Source organism: Desulfosporosinus sp. FKB (assembly GCF_002196705.1).
Taxonomy (GTDB): Bacteria; Bacillota; Desulfitobacteriia; order Desulfitobacteriales; family Desulfitobacteriaceae; genus Desulfosporosinus.
This window is the reverse complement of record NZ_NADJ01000027.1, coordinates 56665-76032: the sequence shown is the minus strand read 5'-3', so window position 1 is coordinate 76032 and position 19368 is coordinate 56665. Positions and strand designations below refer to the sequence as shown.

General features: G+C 41.3%; 15 protein-coding genes and 5 tRNA genes. 11 read left to right on the top strand and 9 right to left on the bottom strand.

The window, feature by feature from the left end:
- The 3 genes from B5Y67_RS08605 to B5Y67_RS08595 all read right to left on the bottom strand — a co-directional run.
- Positions 1 to 884: ABC transporter permease (locus tag B5Y67_RS08605; RefSeq protein ID WP_242975910.1), on the bottom strand; the 884-nt coding region annotated here is incomplete at its 3' end.
- 93 nt (positions 885 to 977) lie between these two features.
- Positions 978 to 2597 (bottom strand): peptide ABC transporter substrate-binding protein, encoded by a 1620-nt coding sequence (locus B5Y67_RS08600; protein WP_088226044.1) that lies wholly within the window; start codon positions 2595 to 2597, stop codon positions 978 to 980.
- Positions 2598 to 2861: 264 nt separating this feature from the next.
- Positions 2862 to 3848 carry a tyrosine-type recombinase/integrase gene (locus B5Y67_RS08595; RefSeq protein WP_088226037.1) on the bottom strand — a complete coding sequence of 329 codons (987 nt, stop codon included), beginning with the start codon at positions 3846 to 3848 and terminating at the stop codon, positions 2862 to 2864.
- Between the two features lie 276 nt (positions 3849 to 4124).
- Between B5Y67_RS08595 and B5Y67_RS08590 the strand changes: the two genes are divergently transcribed.
- Positions 4125 to 4550, top strand: a complete 426-nt coding sequence (locus B5Y67_RS08590) for a universal stress protein (RefSeq protein WP_088226036.1) — start codon at positions 4125 to 4127, stop codon at positions 4548 to 4550.
- Positions 4551 to 4572: 22 nt separating this feature from the next.
- Positions 4573 to 5133, top strand: coding sequence for a nitroreductase family protein (locus B5Y67_RS08585; protein WP_088226035.1), 561 nt, complete (start codon positions 4573 to 4575; stop codon positions 5131 to 5133).
- A gap of 161 nt (positions 5134 to 5294) precedes the next feature.
- On the opposite strand, the gene B5Y67_RS08580 is transcribed toward B5Y67_RS08585, so the two are convergent.
- Complete coding sequence (locus B5Y67_RS08580) at positions 5295 to 5963, bottom strand: hypothetical protein (RefSeq protein WP_088226034.1); 669 nt, start codon at positions 5961 to 5963, stop codon at positions 5295 to 5297.
- Between the two features lie 313 nt (positions 5964 to 6276).
- Positions 6277 to 7083: an MBL fold metallo-hydrolase gene (locus B5Y67_RS08575; RefSeq protein WP_088226033.1), complete on the bottom strand. Its 807-nt coding sequence runs from the start codon at positions 7081 to 7083 to the stop codon at positions 6277 to 6279.
- A gap of 246 nt (positions 7084 to 7329) precedes the next feature.
- On the opposite strand from B5Y67_RS08575, the gene B5Y67_RS08570 reads away from it, so the two are divergent.
- On the top strand, positions 7330 to 8808 hold the full coding sequence (locus B5Y67_RS08570) for a UbiD family decarboxylase (protein ID WP_088226032.1): 1479 nt from the start codon (positions 7330 to 7332) through the stop codon (positions 8806 to 8808).
- 131 nt (positions 8809 to 8939) lie between these two features.
- On the opposite strand, the gene B5Y67_RS08565 is transcribed toward B5Y67_RS08570, so the two are convergent.
- Both B5Y67_RS08565 and B5Y67_RS08560 read right to left on the bottom strand, forming a co-directional pair.
- Positions 8940 to 9593, bottom strand: a complete 654-nt coding sequence (locus tag B5Y67_RS08565; RefSeq protein ID WP_088226031.1) for a YidC/Oxa1 family membrane protein insertase — start codon at positions 9591 to 9593, stop codon at positions 8940 to 8942.
- Between the two features lie 25 nt (positions 9594 to 9618).
- Positions 9619 to 9867: a hypothetical protein gene (locus B5Y67_RS08560; RefSeq protein WP_088226030.1), complete on the bottom strand. Its 249-nt coding sequence runs from the start codon at positions 9865 to 9867 to the stop codon at positions 9619 to 9621.
- Between the two features lie 273 nt (positions 9868 to 10140).
- On the opposite strand from B5Y67_RS08560, the gene B5Y67_RS08555 reads away from it, so the two are divergent.
- The 5 genes from B5Y67_RS08555 to B5Y67_RS08535 all read left to right on the top strand — a co-directional run bounded on the left by B5Y67_RS08555 (position 10141) and on the right by B5Y67_RS08535 (position 10634).
- Positions 10141 to 10215: transfer RNA gene (locus B5Y67_RS08555), tRNA-Gln, on the top strand.
- A 13-nt stretch (positions 10216 to 10228) separates the two neighbouring features.
- Positions 10229 to 10304, top strand: a tRNA-His gene (locus B5Y67_RS08550).
- Between the two features lie 36 nt (positions 10305 to 10340).
- Positions 10341 to 10416, top strand: a tRNA-Glu gene (locus B5Y67_RS08545).
- Between the two features lie 9 nt (positions 10417 to 10425).
- Positions 10426 to 10501, top strand: a tRNA-Lys gene (locus tag B5Y67_RS08540).
- 42 nt (positions 10502 to 10543) lie between these two features.
- Positions 10544 to 10634: transfer RNA gene (locus B5Y67_RS08535), tRNA-Ser, on the top strand.
- A 332-nt stretch (positions 10635 to 10966) separates the two neighbouring features.
- Here the strand turns inward: B5Y67_RS08535 and B5Y67_RS08530 are convergent.
- Positions 10967 to 12409: a 4-hydroxyphenylacetate 3-hydroxylase N-terminal domain-containing protein gene (locus tag B5Y67_RS08530; RefSeq protein WP_088226029.1), complete on the bottom strand. Its 1443-nt coding sequence runs from the start codon at positions 12407 to 12409 to the stop codon at positions 10967 to 10969.
- A gap of 345 nt (positions 12410 to 12754) precedes the next feature.
- Between B5Y67_RS08530 and ade the strand changes: the two genes are divergently transcribed.
- Positions 12755 to 14548 (top strand): adenine deaminase, encoded by a 1794-nt coding sequence (ade, locus tag B5Y67_RS08525; RefSeq protein WP_088226028.1) that lies wholly within the window; start codon positions 12755 to 12757, stop codon positions 14546 to 14548.
- Here ade and B5Y67_RS08520 read toward each other — a convergent pair.
- A complete protein-coding gene (locus tag B5Y67_RS08520) occupies positions 14537 to 15751 on the bottom strand; it encodes a multidrug efflux MFS transporter (RefSeq protein ID WP_088226027.1) in 1215 nt (404 codons plus the stop codon). The two genes, ade and B5Y67_RS08520, sit on opposite strands and share 12 nt — an antisense overlap.
- A 298-nt stretch (positions 15752 to 16049) precedes the next feature.
- Here B5Y67_RS08520 and B5Y67_RS08515 point away from each other — a divergent pair, with 298 nt between their 5' ends.
- Together B5Y67_RS08515 and B5Y67_RS08510 are read left to right on the top strand one after the other, a co-directional pair.
- Entirely contained in the window at positions 16050 to 17195 is a 1146-nt protein-coding gene (locus B5Y67_RS08515; protein ID WP_088226026.1) for an aldo/keto reductase, read from the top strand.
- 601 nt (positions 17196 to 17796) lie between these two features.
- Entirely contained in the window at positions 17797 to 19368 is a 1572-nt protein-coding gene (locus B5Y67_RS08510; protein ID WP_088226025.1) for a [FeFe] hydrogenase, group A, read from the top strand.

Genomic DNA, 19368 nt, shown 5'->3' with positions numbered 1-19368 from the left:
AATGCTTGATAAAGCTTGTTAAACAGTAAAATTCCAATGGAATTGTCTGAGTTAAGATGCAAGAACTCAAACTGGTGACCAAGTTTCCGCCGGGAAATAACTCCTATCAGGGTGCGAAACTTAAAATTAAAGATATATTCGATAACAAAATTGCCGCAGAGAATATAAGCAAAGAATGGTCCCATGAACGTCAAAAGTGGGATAATGGCATTTTTGAGGGCGTGTCGGAAAACAATAATATAACCGGGCAGTCCCTTGGCCTTCGCAGTACGGATATAGTCCTGATGTAGAACATCGAGCATGCTTGTCCGAGTGAGACGGGTGATTTGGGCCACAGGGTAGGCACTTAAAGCCAGAACAGGCATAACAAGCTGGTTTGGATCTCCCCAGCCGATAGGAGGAAAGAGATGTAGCTTAAACCCAACATAATACTGTAAAAGAGTAGCAATTACAAAACTAGGTACGGAGATTCCGATGGTAGCCAAAAACGTAGCTACATAATCGGCTGTTCTATTTTGCCTTAAGGCAGCAATAATGCCTAAGATAGTGCCGCAGATTAAGGCGAGAATAGTAGCCATAGAACCGATGGCTGCCGTTCGGGGCAAGCCTTCTTTAATAATATCGTTGACGGTCCGTCCCTGATAACGGAAAGTGGGTCCAAAATCAAAGTGCACAGCGTTTTTTAAATAATCGGTGTATTGCTTAAACAGAGGATCGTTCAAGTGGTAACGGGCATTAATGTTGGCCTGAACCTGGGGCAGCAAAACCTTATCGGAAGCAAATGGGCCGCCGGGTATCGCATGCATCAAAAAGAAGGTCAGAGTAATAACTAACCAAATTACTAAAATCGCCGCCAGGATTCGTCCGAGTAAATAGCGAACCATATTCCTCCCCCTTAATCAAAGTTACAGAATTACAGAATTAAGGGGCAAGTTATTGGAACTTGCCCCTTAACTTACTGTCCACTCAACATGATGTTATTGTAGATAAGCGGTTTTGAAATCAAAGTCCCCCATGGGATTAACAAGGACTCCCTTAATGTCGTCCTTCATAACATAGTTTTGTACATAGAAATAAATCGGCATAATCGGTTTTTCTTTCATTAAAACGGTTTCGGCATCGTGCATGGCTTTCATGCGTACAGTTTGATCAGCCGTGTTTTTGGCAGTTTCAATATCTTTGTCATATTGGGCATTAGACCAGCCGGTTTGGTTCTCTCCGTTACCGGTAGTGAACATATCCATAAAGGTCATAGGATCGATGTAATCACCATTCCAGCCGGCGCGGGCAACATCGTATTGCAGGTTCTGCATGGTTTGCAGGTAAACTTGCCATTCTTGGCCGAGCAATTTGACATTGATGCCCAAATTCTTATGCCAGAAATCCTGAATAGCTTGGGCAGGAAGTTGATGAGTACCGTTAGTATTATAAAGAAGTGTCAGAGTTGGGAAGTTTTTACCATCAGGATAACCAGCCTCGGCTAACAGTTGTTTGGCCTTGGCAATATCTTCGGTAATGAAATTTCCGCCAACGGCACGGAAGTCTTTTCCCGGCGTGGCATCGGGAATTGCACCCGGTACGTATGCATAGGCCGGAGTTTGTCCGCCTTTAAAGACATTGGTAATCAAATCCTGTCGATTGAGACAGATGGACAGGGCCTCGCGTACGCGGGGATCATTTAAAGGAGCTTTGGTAGTGTTGAACCGATAGAAATAGGTGCCTAATTGAGGAGCTTGTTTGAGGGTTCCGGATTTTTTATAGCGGACGATATCTTCTGGAGTTGGGTCATATAAACCATCCAATTGTCCGGCATCAAAGGCGGTTGCAGCAGCCTTGTGATCTTCTACTAAGTTGAAATCGAGTTCTGAAAGTTTAACATTGGCTTTATCCCAGTAATTCGGGTTTTGAACCAGAACCATGGAATCGCTGTGAGTCCAGGACTTCATCATAAAAGGACCGTTACTCACAAAGGTTTTGGCATCGGTATTCCAGTTTTTGTTTGCTTTGACATTCTTTTGGTCCACCGGATAATAGGTTTGGAAAGCCAGTAAGGATTTAAAATAGGGCGTAGGAGCTGCCAAAGTAAGTACTAAGGTATGAGGGTCTTTCACTTCGATACCCACTTGATCTGCCGTAGCTTTGCCGGCATTATATTCTTTCGCATTCTTAAAATAGTACAATTGGTAAGCATAGTTTGAAGCTGCATTCGGATCAAGGGCGTGAAGCCAGGAAGCTTTGAAATCATCAGCAGTTAAAGGATCTCCGTTGCTGAACTTTGTATCCTTCAATTTGATAGTGTAGGTCAAACCGTCAGCAGATACGTCAATGCTGCTGGCAATTGCCAATTGAGGGTTATTGTTTTTATCCAGACGGGTTATACCTTCAAATAAATTCATCTCCATGATTGCTTCAGGAACACCGTCGGACATCTGGGGATCGAGGGTTTTAGGTTCTGCGCCCGGATCAAAACTCACCTTCATTGGTTTATCAGACCCTTGAGTGGCCTGGGTGCTTGAGGTACCGCAGCCAGTAACTACGGATCCAAGCACAAGAGCGGCTGATAAGACTGAAACCAACCATTTTTTCTTTCTAATCATGATCGTCCTTTCTTCCTCCTTAATATTTTTTTCTTTTGTCTCCGCAATTAATTTCAGCGGATTCAATTGTTGTGTATTCGGTATTGATATTGTGAATTCCTGCTACACAATCAGAGAGAAAAAAGAGAATATGTAAATATTGAAAATATAAATACACAAATAACAAAAAATAATATAACTTTTTAAATCCGAAGTTACATAATAAGCTGGATTATTATCAAACTTTAATACAATAGGGAAATGCGCGAGATGGGACAAGTGTTTCTATTTGAATTTTATCAAATCGGCAGCCCGCTTTAATTGCTCGTCCAGTACCTTAGCATAAATTCTTGTTGTCCTTGGGTCTGCATGTCCAAGAGCATCTTGAACAATCGCTAGATTATCTGTTTCCCGAAGGAGCAAAGTAGCAAATGTCGAACGTAATTTATGGACACTGTAACCTTCAGTATTATGTCCAAATGATTTGAGGATGGTCATGTATTTGGCAATTAGATTTTGTACTGCTCTCTTGCTCATTCGGTTTCCCTGAATCGATAGAAAAAGAGCGTCAATGTTATTACGGGCATACCGCGCGCGTTCGCTGCCAAGATAATCGTTTATCGCTGTTGCAACTTCCTGATTAAAATAAACAACGGTTTCCTTATTTCCTTTACGTGTGATTTTAAAATACCCTTTTGCTATAAATGTATGGCTGAGATCCAAACCGCAAAGTTCAGATAAGCGCAGTCCAGTGCCGATTAAAGTAAGGACAATGGCATAATCACGTTTCTCAGTATAAGTATAGTATTTAAGCTGGCCGTCAGATAATCCTGTACCGGTTTCTAAAACATCTGTCAAATCAGCAATTTGATTAGGTTCTAAAGCTTTAGGAAGGTTTTGATTAACATAGATTGGATCTAATTTAATTGTAACGTCTTTATGTATCATATCTTCACGAAGCATATATCGATATAATGACTTAATTACTGCTTGTTTACGAGCTAGAGCACGAGGTCCGTTATTACGTTCGGAATTTGCCCAGCTTAAATAAGACTCTATATGGCGATGACCGACGGTTTCCATGACTGAAACCTGGATATGAGAGGGAGAGGAGGGGAAGTTAGGCACCGTGCGGCATAAATAATTAAAAAACATACCCAACTCGTAAACGTAGGCTGCTTGAGTAGACTTAGATTTATTGGTAACTGAAAGATGATTAATAAAATCTTGAGCGAATTGGGGCAGAAGGTATTTAGTTGCCTTGATATTCATTATCAAACCTCCAATGGTCCAGTAAAATGGTGTATCAGGAGTATATCACTCATAATTATACATCGTTATGGCAATGTTTTTGTATTCTATGTCTGATTTAATCAGATTAAGAATCTTAGATATAATTTATATAAAATAGTTGTAAAGAATAATTATAATGATATAATAATACCTAAATAAATAAAGTTTAAGCGTAATACTTAATGAGCAGCTAGTTTGATTAATCTTTTGGCCTTAAACCATTTTGCCAAATAAGAGTAGAAAGGGTGGTAAATGATGTTCAAAAGGATTTTAGTTCCGACAGATATTTCTGAATATTCGCGTCGAGCCTTGATTACAGCGCTTAACCTTGCACGGCAATTTAACTCCGAGGTTGAGCTATTTCATGTGACGTACAATCCAGAAGCATATTGGGGCTATACAGTATCTTATGGTCTCGTCGTATCTCAGGAGGAAATTGATCAAAGTGGAGAAGCAGCTTTGGAGGCAGCTTTAGCAGGTATTGAAGTAGGTGATATTGTTTTCCATAAAAAACATATATCAGGGCATCCCGCAAGCGCCATTCTTGAAGAAGCCAAGAGGGATTTTGATTTAATTGTTATGGGGAGTCATGGACATGGACCTATATCAGGAGCTGTGTTAGGAAGCGTAACTCAAAAGATACTTGCCCATGCTTTATGTCCGGTGCTGGTTGTAAAGTAAGATCATTAAAGGGAGAAGGAAAATGACGAGGCAGTTTAATTTTGAAATTATCCCTGAAATTAAAGAGCGATGGTCACCCAGAGCATTTGACAGCAGGTTAGTTCCGCGAGAAGATCTAATGCCCTTGCTTGAGGCAGCCAGATTTGCACCTTCATGTTTTAACGAGCAACCTTGGCGATTTATTATTGCAGATAATGAAATAATGCTTCAGAAAATGCGTGGACTTTTAACTCCTTCAAACCTGGAATGGGCGAAGAAAGCTCCGGTTTTGATTTTGATCGTTTCCAAAAAAACATTTACGTTAAATGGAAAAGATAATTACTGGCATATGTTTGATGCCGGAACTTCGTGGGGTTATTTATCTTTGGAAGCTCAGAGACGGGGATTGATTACTCATGCCATGGGAGGCTTTAACCGTGAAAAAGCCCGGGAAGAATTTTGCATACCTGAGGATTACACAATAATTGCAGCGATAGCAGTGGGATATTATGGACAAAAAGACAGTTTGAGTCAAGAATTGCAAAACAGAGAAAACCCGGATAACAGAAAAACCATTGAGGATCTTTTACTAAAAGGGGAATAGGTGCAAACCTCATTGGCATTCAGCAGAGAATATGTCAACGATACCATCTTTAATACTCATGGCATAATGATAAGTAAATTTGTAAAAGCCATCTATAAGACAGGCGTTGCCTCACCTCACTGAAAGGCAGCGCCTGTTTTTTGCACCTTGTTTTTTTAGGTCTAAAATTGTTGATAAGCCATTCTTGATGTTTCAAACATGTTTTGTATGGCAGTTTCCTGATCTTGAGTGATCGTCCCGTCAGAAACAAGGCTATCTAGTGGATTTGATGAAGTCGAAGAGTCTGAAGAAGATTGTGATTGCATAGCCGATTTGAGGACATTATCAATGGCGGTTTCTTGGTCTTGCGTAATCGTTCCGCTGCTGACCAAGGAATCTAAAAGATTGTTAGGTTTTCCATGGGGGTGGTCTGGTCTGGCTGATTGCAGTGCGTTTGTGATATCTGTTTCCTGATCTTGAGTAATGGTTCCATCGGAAACAAGGCTATCTAACGGATTTGATGAAGTCGAAGAGTCTGAAGAAGATTGTGATTGCATAGCCGATTTGAGGGCATTTTCAATGGCAGTTTCTTGGTCTTGAGTGATCGTTCCACTGCTGACTAAAGAATCTAAAGGATTTGCAGGAGGAGTGTTTTGCCTACTAGAGAATGGATTCGAATATGTTACGGGCTGGCTGTAACTTTGAGAACCTAATTCTAAAATATCTTGGATATCAATAGAATTGTTATTGCCTTGTGTTTCCTGGTCTTGACCGAGGGTATTCACTTGCTGATTCTGAGTGATCGACTGGTTAAAAAGGCTTGTAAGATTGAAAGAGTCTGTGATATTCAAATAAATCTCCCCTTATTTTAGATTTCTTATATTTTATCGGCTAAATAAATTCGAAAATCATACTCTAATCTGAATAATTGCTGAAAGTTTCCTGAATGTTTGCTGAAAGTTTACTGGAAATGCACAAGTCATTCGAAGATAAACACTTTTTTGAGCAAAATAAAGGTAATTTTAATGGCGATATTGAAGAGTAAAATGGCGATATTGAAGAGTAAATTGAAGAGTAATAAGAAGAGTAATGAAATTAAGAAAATAATGGCAGAAACGCATCACGATGGTGATTTACCAAGCGGGTGCGTCGGAGAAGTATAGGTTATAGAGTTATTTTAGTAAGATCATCAGGAACGTAAATATTTCCGCTGAAGTATTTTCTCCCTTCCTCTGTGTAAAGGTTTTTTCGCTGGGTTATATTAGTGTCCTCGGTATGCCATAGTATTAGGTTTTTAATATTAAGAAGAGCTGCAAGTTTGCAAGCATCTTTAACAGTACTATGATGTTTCTCGTAGGGCCTAAATACTTCTCGATCACGATAAAGGCAAAAGGCCTCACATAAGAGCCAATCACTGTTTGAAATATCTTTCTCACATAATTTGTTATAAGGTTCATCTCCTATAAAGGCAAGAAGTTTTCCATTATTTAGTTTGACAGTAAAGCCGTACTGTTTCACCTTGGTTGAGTGAAGATCGAAGAACGTAAAATCTTGACCAAGAAGAGTATTTGTTTGTCCATCATCTACCGGTATAATGAAAATTCGGCGACCAATTAAGTCCGTTAACTTATTATCGAGTGTCGATTTTACGAGGGCTTTGATATCGTTTATAAGCTCACTATGACAGTAGATGTTCAGGTTATCGTTATACTGACCTATTAGCACTGACGATGCGATCACTCTAATAATCCATACTAACCCCAGTAGATGATCTGAATGCTTGTGGCTAATGAAAACGTCATGTATCTCTTGAACGGAAATACCCGTTTTTTCCAAAGCTGCTAAAATGCCATTGCCACCACCTGTATCAACCAAGATATACTCATTCTTTTCATTGGATAGGGCAAAACATGTGTTGAAGCACTTAGTTACTGTAGCATGGCCTGTTCCCAAGGCAATTAATTGATTCATTATCACTCACTCCGATTATTCATGATTGTTCTAGCATATTCGACGGTTTAAATTTACATTTTACATAATTTTAAACCTCGCTGCTAGAACGCAAATTGCAAGCTCTCTATAAAAGAGTATAATTTTATATAAATCAGTAGAAACAAATAAAACCATTTAGAGATTTTAAAGCGGTATTCTGCTTGAAAGATATTGGGAATCTGATGGTTATATAGTTATGGTATGTAGTGCAAGGGAGGAATTTAGATGTCGCAAAAGAAACAAGTTAATGACTTAAGAACCGCATTAGAATTGTTAGGATCTATTCCGGGTCAGTTAATTCAGACGGATATTGAAGTTGATCCACATGCTGAATTATCAGGAGTTTATCGACATGTTGGAGCAGGCGGAACTGTAATGAGACCGACTAAGGAAGGCCCGGCAATGGTTTTTAATAAAATCAAGGGGTTTGATCATGCCAGGGTAGCGATTGGCTTATTAGCCAGCAGAAAACGTGTCGGGTTGCTTTTGGATACAGATCCGAAAACATTAGGTTTCCATTTGGGAAATTCTCTAAAAAATCCTGTACCACCGATTGTTATTGACAATAAGGATGCGAAATGCCAAGAAGTTGTTCATTATGCCGATGACCCTGGGTTTGATCTAAAAAAGTTGGTCCCGGCCCCTACGAATACAGAAGAGGATGCCGGTCCCTATATTACATTGGGGATGTGTTATGCGACGGATCCTGAAAATGGAGACACGGATATTACCATTCATCGCCTTTGCATACAGTCCAAAGATGAAATAAGTATGTTTTTTACACCCGGTGCTCGTCATTTAGGCGTTTTCCGTGAAAAAGCTGAAGCCATGGGTAAACCGCTTCCCATCTCGATCAGTATCGGTGTAGATCCGGCCATAGAAATCGCTGCGTGTTTTGAACCGCCAACCACACCTCTGGGATTTAATGAACTGCAGATAGCCGGAGCTTTGCGCAATAGACCTGTGGAGTTAACAAAATGTCTTACGATCAACGAAAATTGTATTGCCCATGCCGAATATGTTATCGAGGGTGAATTGCTGCCCAATCAAACTGTACGAGAAGATCAGAACACCAATACCGGAAAGGCCATGCCGGAGTTCCCGGGGTACACCGGTGATGCCAAAGAAGTTCAAATTATTAAGGTTAAAGCAGTTACACATCGTGTTAACCCCATTATGCAATCTTGTATCGGACCAAGCGAGGAACATGTATCCATGGCCGGCATTCCAACAGAAGCAAGTATTATTCAAATGATTGAACGAGCTATGCCTGGCAGATTGCAAAATGTCTATGCAGCACCTTGCGGAGGGGGTAAATACGTCGTCGTTATCCAATTTAAAAAGAGAATGCCAAGTGATGAGGGACGTCAAAGACAGGCAGCACTCCTTGCTTTTTCAGCCTTTAGTGAGTTAAAACATGTATTCCTGGTAGATGAGGATGTAGATTTATTTGATATGAATGATGTCATGTGGGCAATGACTACCCGGTTTCAGGGTAATGAAGATGCAATCTTTATTCCGGGTGTAAGATGCCATCCTTTGGATCCTTCTAGTAGTCCAGAGTATTCATCCAGTATTCGTGATGCTGGTATATCATGTAAAGCGATTTTTGACTGTACTGTTCCTTATGACCAGAAGCAAAACTTCATTAGGGCTAAATTCATGGACATTGATAAAGACAAGTGGGCAGAGTTTATAAAATAGTCTAAGTGAGTCACAAATCTAAGACTATTTTCTTACTTGGGGCATGTTTATTGTAAACTTGATTACCTTGGCAATGAAGTCAAAGGGAGAGTCGTTTTACTCCGAAAGAAGTAACGGCTCTCCCTGGGCGTTTACACAGTTTCTTCTATCATTTGCTCTGGGGTAGGGATATTAAACAGCCTTTTGCGCACAGCGCGGAGGGAAAAGATCTGCTTTTCGGTTAATCCCAAGGCTGAGTTCACAATCCAATAGGCACTGAGTGCCGCTGGCGCTTTCCAAAGAAAAATCAATCCAATGATCACCGGAACGAGGAAGGACAAGAAATTTCTGTTACTAGAGGTAAATCCATTAACCCCCTGGAAGAAACCCGCTATCGCAGGCAAAATGTGAAGATTATCCATTGCGTGAACCCCAGAAACCCAAGGAAGAAGAAAACTGCCAACGGACGAGCTCAAATTTAGAACAGAAAAATAAAACGAGAAGAGGATTGGCGCTTGGATTATAAATGGCAGAAATGATATAAAGGAATTAACCTTGTACTTTGAAGAGATCTTTAGCAACTCAGAATTAACCTTTTCTGTTTTATTGTGAAATTTGACCGTTAAAACAGACTTTACCTGACTTAAGTTAGCTGATAATAGCTGAGTTCGTTGCTGATTAACCGACAATGGAAAGAGAAGAAGTTTAAGTCCAAAGGTTAATAAAGCAACCGCCAAAAACCAATCACCTGTTAAATTAATTAGGGAACCTAATATTAAAGAAAATAACGAACCAAACATATGCATTTAATTATTCCTCCTTAGATTTTCTTTAAAAAACTAAAGAGGATACATATGGCGGATCGTCATCGTTTTCTTGTTTAAGCATTCTCCTGATAACAAGATATTTTTGAAAACGAATAAGAATGAGTGTGCGTAAAATGAATTGATTTCTTTCTATGGAGGTAGTTTCGAGCATATGAACATTGATATCGCTTTTAAATAAAGTAAAAACAATTCCGGAAAAGGCTAATAATATTGTTAAGTTAAAAAATAAAAAAAGCCAACTATCAAGTTGCATTAGCTCACCTCCTCATGGGAATTATATATCTTTAGAAAATGATTGACAAGCGAGGGGATGACAAGGGTCGAAGACTATTGAGGAAACCCAGTCTTGAGGGAAGACACTTAGATTTGAGTTATGTTCACAATATATATTGACAACATGAACTATAAATGCTAGTATTTAATTCCGCGCTAAAAGTCGTTGAAGATGCTGATTAAACGTTCTGCTAAAGAAAGTTAAAAGCAAGTCAAAATTGCTCTAAGCGAAAGCTTAGGCATTAAGATATATTGGGGTGTCGCCAAGCGGTAAGGCACCAGACTTTGACTCTGGCATTCGTTGGTTCGAATCCAGCCACCCCAGCCATTTATTATTCGTGGTGGGTATGGCGAAGTGGTTAACGCACCGGATTGTGGCTCCGGCACTCGTGGGTTCAAGTCCCACTATCCACCCCAATACATAGGAGATTATACCTCCTATAAAATTCACCTGGCCCGTTGGTCAAGCGGCTTAAGACACCGCCCTTTCACGGCGGCTACACGGGTTCGAATCCCGTACGGGTCACCATTTCATAATGAGCCATTAGCTCAGTCGGTAGAGCACCTGACTTTTAATCAGGGTGTCCCGCGTTCGAGTCGCGGATGGCTCACCATTTCTGTATTTGCGGCCGAATTTCGGTTAATTCTAAAAACAAGGAGAAGTACTCAAGTGGATGAAGAGGACGGTTTGGAAAACCGTTAGAGTGGGCAACTGCTGCGAGGGTTCAAATCCCTCCTTCTCCGCCAGCAAAAAATAAAGCAATGGACTTAACACTTTGGGTTAAGTCTTTTTTAGTAATCAGATCTTATTTAAGGATCTGATTATTTTATTTCTTTTGAAGTAAGTCTTATAGAAGGGATGTCAAGCAAAGACTGCCAGTATTTTTTGCTGGCAGTCTCAATAGATTTCTAAAATTATTATCATATGCCCCTATATTGTTGATTAAATAAGTTTGTCTAAAACTTAAGGTCTGTACATTTATCCAATCGTAAGGCTCCCACTTCTACAAGTGGGAGCGGTTTCCATGCCTTGCTTCGGCGGGGGTAGAATCCCAATGTTCAGCTTTAGCGGGACGAGTTCACTCTTCTTTTAAACCGGCTAGATTTCTGGCAAGGCTTTTTTTCTCTTCGAAGTTAGTAAGGGCATATAAGGCCATTTTTTGCGCCATGGGGGAACCGGCGCCATGCCAAGTGCCTGCACCATGCAGGCCGGCACACCAGTTTTGAATAAACTTAGCGATTCGGAGGCGTTGTTCGGCTGGTGCTGAGGCTTTCATGAACTTGCGGACATAATGGGCTGTTTCAGGATTTTCTAATTCCAGCTCTGAAGGCATGGTTACTGCCATCCCGCCGCCAATGTCTCCGGCCCATTTCAGGATATCCCAAAAACCGTCGGCAATGGTAAGTTTGGCTGCGTTGCCAAAGATGTCATCCGGCTGAAAAAAGCCGGAGCCGGCCGGTTCCTCATGTCCTTTCAGCGCTGCGGCGATAGTACAGGCCCGAGCGGTTTCATTGATTCGAATCATGTCGGTCATCTTTTCCACAATATGAGGTGCTTTTTGAACCCCGGAGAACTCTGCGGCAAGTTGGGTGGCACCGATGATCAGGTCAGCAAAACCTACTTTGCAGGCACCGCCGCAGTTCATGCGATGTGTCTTGGCGAACCGAGCGACTAATCGTCCGGCATACTTTGCTTCACCGCACATAAAAACATGTTCCCAAGGTATAAAAACGTTGTCGAAGACCATGATGCAAGTCTCCCTTTGACCGTAAAGGGGATTGCCCAGATATTTCACGTCAGGGGAAAGTTCTCTTTCAGCAGTGAAGGGAGTATACTGGCAAATGTACGTTAATCCTGCGGCTCCGTTGGGTACGGCAAAGGCTACGGCAAAGTCTTCTTCTCCCTGCCGCATGCCCATAGTGGGAATAACTAAGGTCTCGTGAGAACCGATAGCTCCACTCTGGCTAACTTTTGCTCCCCGTACCACGATGCCGTCTTCTCTTTTTTCCACAACGTGAACGTATACGTCGGGATCATCCTGTTCCACAGGCCGTTTAGTTCGGTCGCCTTTAGCGTCGGTAACCCCTCCGCTTACTGCCAGGTCGTTTTCCTGGAGGTATTTAACATGATTGAGCAGGCGGCTGTGATAATTTGTGCCTAACTCCTTGTCCATTTCCCAAGTGATACCTGCTAAGGCGTTCAATACATCCGCCCCCACGCAGCGATAATTACAGGTTCCCAGCATTTGGCTGGTTAGGGTGGCCATTTCTGACCTTTTTTCTAAATCGGCGGTGCTGGAAGAAATGTGCAGGTTCCGGCTTACCTTTTCACCTGAATACGGTGAAATGGCAGTCATAATCTCAGCGTATTTCGGATCCTCAGCCAGCTCGTAAACCCTGGCGTTAGCACGAAGAACGGTCAAGGTGGTGGAATTTTCATGAAGGTTGACCTGCTTTCCGCCAAGAAAGATCCTTGGGTTATAAGCTTTCATACTCTCAAGGTATTCAGTTGCTGTTTTCATTGTATTCCTCCTTTGTATAAATGAAGGTGAATTTTAAAATAGGATATTTCAATTAACAATATTCGAAATATTCTAGATAAATTAGCGAAATCCCTTTTTTATGCTTTACTAATGAAGAAAAATTTCATCAACATAAAGGAGGATGAAGTCATTTAAGTAAAAAGAGGAAATAAATGGTTCTGACTCATGAAGGTTTCTGGAAGAGGTTTACAAATAAGCAAAATCAATAACAAGCAGGTAATTACAACTATTTTGGTGAAGTATTAGATTAACAGCTCATTCGATAGAACAGATAATGACGACAGGCATTTGTGCCTTGAACACAGCGAAAGGAATGACAGTTTTATGAAAAGAAGGTATGCCTTAGCAGAGGTCACAGAGAAGCTGGCTGCAGTTGCACAGGGGAGAGAACCAGCGGATATGGTCATAAAGAATGCTCGCTTAGTGAATGTCAATACGGCAGAAATTATTTCGGGCGTAGATGTCGCTATTACTCACGGAAGAATAGCTTTAGTCGAAAATGCTTCTCATACGATCAGTGAAAATACACAAGTTATCGATGCCCAGGGGAATTATATTACACCCGGGTTCATGGATGGACATATGCATGTTGAAAGCAGTATGCTGTCAGTCCGAGAATTTGCTCGCGCTGTTATCCCCCATGGAACAACGGCCATTTTTATGGATCCCCATGAAATGGCCAATGTTCTGGGCATGGATGGAGTACGTCTGATGATTGAAGACGGCAGAAATGTGCCTCTCAGGGTTTATACCGCAATGCCTTCCTGCGTTCCGGCAGCTCCGGGCTTTGAAGATACCGGAGCTGAATTAGGGCCTAAAGAGATAGAAGAAGCGATGACCTGGAAAGAGGTTGTGGGCTTGGGAGAAATGATGAATTTTCCCGGAGTAATTCAGGGGAATTCTGATATGCATAAGGAACTTCAGGCAACACTAAATGCTAATAAGACAATTACCGGGCATTACTCGCTGCCGGAAACGGGAGCAGGCTTAAATGCTTATGTGGCCGCCGGCGTACGCTGCTGCCATGAGTCTGTAAGGATGGAAGATGCACTGGCCAAGATGCGTCTGGGCATGTATGCGCAGCTGCGGGAAGGTTCTGCTTGGCATGATTTAAAGGAAACAGTCAGAAGTATCACTGAGAACCGGATAGATACGCGCTACGCAACCCTAATCAGTGATGACACCCATCCGGAAACGTTGGTTACCTTAGGACACCTTGATCATATCGTTAAACGGGCCATCGAAGAGGGGGTTAACCCCATTACAGCTGTCCAAATGGTGACGTTAAATGTTGCTCAATGCTTTGAAATGAGTAAGGATCTTGGCAGTATTTCCCCAGGTCGCTGGGCGGATATTTTGATAATAAGTGACTTAACGAACGTAACCATCGAAAAAGTTATCATTAATGGGGAACTGGTTGCTGAAAACGGTAAACTGACTGTGGAGATTTCCGGAAGCTCCTATCCGGATTACGCGAAGAAAACCGTGCATTTGGCTGGGAAATTGGCGGCTGAGGCTTTTGCAGTGTCCGTCCCGAGTTCTGAGCAAAACCAGGCTAAGGTTCGGGTTATAGAAATTATTGAGGCTAAGGTCGGGACTTATCATAGGGAATGTTTGTTACCCGTTGCTGCCGGCAAAATTCAAACGGACTTAAGACAGGATGTCATCAAAGCCGCAGTTATTGAACGCCATAAAGCAACGGGTACTATGGGGAAAGGGTTTGTTAAAGGCTTTAACCTAAAAGAAGGAGCCGTAGCTTCAACGGTTTCCCATGATGCGCATAACCTGCTGATTGTTGGGACGAATGATGCGGACATGGCTTTTGCCGGAAATACTCTTGCTGAAGTCGGCGGCGGACTCGTGGCTGTTAAAAACGGTCAGATTATTGCACTGCTGCCTTTACCTATAGCTGGGCTGATGTGTGAAGAACCTGCTGAGGTAGTAGCCGGGAAAGTAGCTAGTCTCGAGAGAGCATGGCAGGAGCTGGGCTGCGATTTGGTATCCCCATTTATGACCACATCACTGCTGGCCTTGGCCGTTCTGCCAGAGCTGAGATTAACTAATCGGGGACTTGTAGATACATGTCAATTCAAGTTTTTAGATTTGCTAATTGAGTAGATCGATACTTTTCTCTCTGCAACAAAGTTTGCTATAGACTTTAAAATATACCCAGACTGCATTGATTAGTAATAATGCACTGGTTATGAAAAAGACATAGTGAATGCCCAGGTAGGCTGCCACTTGCCCGCCTAAAACCGAACCTCCAAAGACACCCAAATATCCTGCCGACATGGTATAACCAAAAACTCCGGCTGTTAGGGATTCTGGTGTAATTTTCTTAACCAGGGTATTAACTGAAGGATTTAGTCCTGCTATGGCTAATCCTAATAAAAAGCGCAGTCCCACCAATTGCCATGGGTTTTGCACAAAGGCTTGAGGTATATAAATGATTCCGGCAGCAATAAGAGCGACTAACATAACTTTATGAGCTCCTATTTTATCAGAGAGTTTTCCCAATCTTGGAGCTGCAATAATATTGGCAAGACCTGAGGCAGAGAATGCTAATCCTGCCAGCAGGGCGATATGACCTGAACCTGCTGTTAAATGAGTGACATAAACCGTTACAATAGGCTCAATTGAATATAGTCCCAAAGTAATAGCAAAGAACGTCACGAGTAACGTAATCGTTAAACTCTTTTCAGGGATATTCTTCAACATTGCCTTGGTACCGATGGCCGCTTTATCCTTGCGAACAAAAGATTCCTGCACAAATAAAAGGGTTAGAATAAAGGCAATCAACAGCAAGGCACCTGTTATAAAAAATACTGGTTGAAAGCCAAAGTTCTCTTCGATAAATCCGCCAATGATTGGACCAAGTAAAGAGCCTGCAATACTTCCGGTTGAAAGTGTACCAAGAGCATAGCCAGCGTGTTCCTTATCGGTTTGAGTTGCAATTAAAGCAGTACATGCTGTGCTATAACCGGTGATTGCGCCCTGCAATAATCTTAAGCCAATCAATACATAGACATTCGGCGCAAACCCCATACATCCTATAACTAGAGCCATGCCAAGACTTGCTCGCAAAATCATTGGCTTTCGTCCAAATTTGTCGGCAAAATGTCCCCATATCGGTGAAAAAATAGCTGAAATAATATAGGTAACACCAAAAGCTATTCCGGACAGTTGGGCAATCGAAGAGGCACTATGAATTCCCAGGTGCTGAATATAAAGCGGCAATACAGGAGCAATTTGACTCATACCTATGCCTGCTACAAACATTCCAAACCAACAAACTAATAAATTTCTTTTCCATATGGGCATAATACTAGGCTCCTTTCAAAGTGACAATGCAATAAAAAGTGGAGAACTCTCCGTATATTTTAAACGGAGAATGGTCCGCTTGTCAAGAGTCGTTACATCTAAATGCATGAAGTCGAAATAGTTACTCAGCTCACTCAGGAAAACCACGAAATGCTTAAAACCTTATTACTATCTTTAAAATTAATGACTTGACTTGGAGTTAACTCTAAATGATAGACTATGACAGGAGGTTAAAATACGAACTGTCGTTCAAATCATTAATCATAGAAAAGGTTTGAAGGAGAAAGGAAAACGTAAGATGGAAAAAAAATTAGGTTTTGGCTGCATGAGATTACCGCTTCTGGACAAGAATGACCAAACATCCGTTGATAAAGAAACGGTAAACAAGCTTGTTGATACTTTTTTGGAGAATGGATTTACCTACTTTGATACTGCATATGTCTACCATAGCTACATGAGTGAGAGTGTAATGAGAGAGGCTCTTGTTAAAAGACATCAACGAGATGAGTTTGAACTTGCCACAAAGCTTCCTATGAGAGATGTAAAAACTGTAGAGGACCAGGAAAAAGTCTTTAATGAGCAACTGGAAAAATGCGGTGTGGAGTATTTCGATTATTATCTTCTTCACAATCTCGGCGTTGTCACCTATAAGAAGGCTTGTGAACTTGATAGTTTCGGTTTTGGGATGAATAAAAAGAACGAGGGTAAGATCAAAAATCTCGGGATGTCATTCCACGATTCACCCGAATTATTGGATGAGATCTTAACGGCTCACCCCGAATTGGATTTTGTGCAGTTACAGATCAATTATATTGACTGGGAAAATCCAAGCATTCAATCAAGAAGGTGTTATGAGGTCGCTAGAAAGCATAATAAGCCGCTTATCGTCATGGAGCCATGTAAAGGAGGCTCGCTTGCCTTAGTACCGGAAAAAGCAGAAAAGGTAATGAAAGAATACAATCATCAGGCTTCTGTTCCATCCTGGGCAATCCGATTTGCTGCCAGTCAGGAAGGAGTCTTCATGGTACTAAGCGGAATGAATAGTATACAACAAGTTATTGATAATACTTCCTATATGGCAGACTTCAAACCTTTGAACGAAGAAGAGTACAACGTTATCAATCAAGTAACCGAAGTGATCAACGAAAATACAGCAATTCCTTGTACAATCTGTAGATATTGCGAAAAAGGCTGTCCGAAAAAGATTGCTATTCCGGATTACTTTGCCTTATATAATAGTACCAAACGTGCTACGACGAATAACTTTTCCAGTCAGTTTGTCTATTATTTGAACCTTGCGGCGAATCATGGCAGGGCAAGTGACTGTATTGGCTGTAAAGAATGTGAAAAAGCGTGTCCACAGCATTTGAAGATCACAGAGCACCTCAAAGATGTTTCTGTCGTCTTCGATGCAACACCTCAGTTTCCGTCAAGAAAGGAATAAATTGGTGAATTTTAGGCCACTCTAAGAACCACTTAAGTTTAAAATTAATTATTAAAATGCAGATAAAATATGTTAAACAGCGTACTATGGATTCCATGGTTACAACGTTAAAATCAAGGATATGACAGGACAATTGGAGGACCGGGGCTTTAGCCTCGGTTTTTTAAAGTGCGCTTTAAAAAATTCATTTTTATTTTAATAACTCTGATGGATTTATTTATTTAAAAAAAATTTTTTTTATGTTCATAAGGAAGACAGATACCATTAAAGAGATTAAACTAAAAAATGTTATTATTCTGACCAAGTTAAAGTTTTATAGAAAGGGGCGTCTTTTTGTTCTACATATGAAATTCTGATCATCCTCAAAAGGGGAAAAATGTCTTCACTACTTTACCAAACTTTCGTCATGTGAAAGTGTAAATCTTCACAAAAACATGTGAAAGTTTTAACTTATTGAAAAATTCTAACTATTATAACTATCTCAAACAACTGAAACAACTGAACAACTAGATGAAACGAATTAGACTTTCACGGCAATTAACTAACAAATTTACAAAAAGATTTACAAAAAGAAGAGAGTTACAAAAAGGTGGTAAAACACATGGCAAGCAAAGCAGGGCAAGTAAAAAAATTGTCCAGACGTTCTTTTCTTAAAATTGTTGGAGGAGCAAGTTTAACCGGTGTCTCGTTAAGTTTGGCGGGATGCGGCGAAGTGGCAACAGCTGATAGTGCTGCCGGTGGAAAAGGTTGGATGCCGGCTCAATACAATGCGCCAGGCAGCTGGCCAACCAATGTTCGCGGCCGGGTTCCTATTGATCCGCTGAATCCTTCAATTGTCAGAGATGACCAAAAGTGTATTCTTTGTGGTCAATGTATTGAAGTATGTGAGAAAGTTCAATCTGTGTTTGGAAATTATGAACTGCCAATTAAAAATGAATTTGTTTGTGTAAATTGCGGACAGTGTACCCAATGGTGTCCTTCCGGGGCAATTTCTGAACGGGATGAAACGGATAAAGTCTTTAAAGCTATTGCCGATCCAAATGTCACAGTTGTAGTTCAGACTGCGCCCGCAACACGTATTGGTCTTGGTGAAGAATTTGGTCTGCCTGTCGGAACGAATGTTCAGGGCAAACAAGTTGCAGCCTTAAGAAAATTAGGTTTTGACGTAATATTTGATACGAACTTCACTGCTGACCTGACAATTATGGAAGAAGGAACAGAACTTCTTAAACGGGTTAAAGGCGATTTGAAAAAGCCTCTCCCTCAACTCACTTCATGTTGTCCAGGTTGGGTTAAGTTTGTCGAATATTTTTATCCTGAACTTATCCCTAATTTATCATCAGCGAAGTCTCCTCAGCAGATGGAAGGAACTCTTATGAAAACCTATTATGCTGAAAAGAAGAATGTAGATCCCAAAAAGATCTTTTCAGTAGCCATCATGCCTTGTACAGCCAAGAAATTTGAATGTCAGCGTCCTGAAATGGTTTCGGCGCAAAAAGAATTAAAGGATAATAAAGTTACACCAGATGTGGATGTCGTTCTGACAACCAGAGAACTTGCCAGAATGATCAAGAGATCCGGGATTGATTTTGCTTCTCTGCCTGATGATCAGTATGATCAGTTGATGGGTACCGGCACAGGGGCAGGAGTAATCTTTGGTACCACCGGCGGTGTCATGGAAGCTGCAGCTCGTTCTGCTTATTATCTTGTGACCGGGCAACAGCCGCCTTCAGCACTTTGGGATCTAACACCTGTGAGAGGAATGCAGGGTGTAAAAGATGCGACAGTTAATATTCCTGGGATTGGCAATATGAGAGTTGCTGTTATTTCCGGTTTGGCTAATGCCAGAACGGTTATGGATCAAATTAAAGGCGGTAATGCTCCGTGGGATTTCATTGAAGTGATGGCTTGTCCCGGAGGCTGTGAGTATGGCGGCGGACAACCCCGGGCAGCTGCTCCCCCTTCAGATGAAGTCCGCAATCGACGTGCTGCCTCGTTATATCAAATTGATGCTAAGGCAACACTTCGCAACAGTTACGATAATCCTCAAATCAAGGAAGTCTATGCAGATTTCTTAACCGCTCCGATGAGTGAAAAAGCAGAAGAACTACTGCATACTACTTATATTTCCCGGGCTTCAGAGTTTATTGCTAAAAAATCAGACAATATGTAG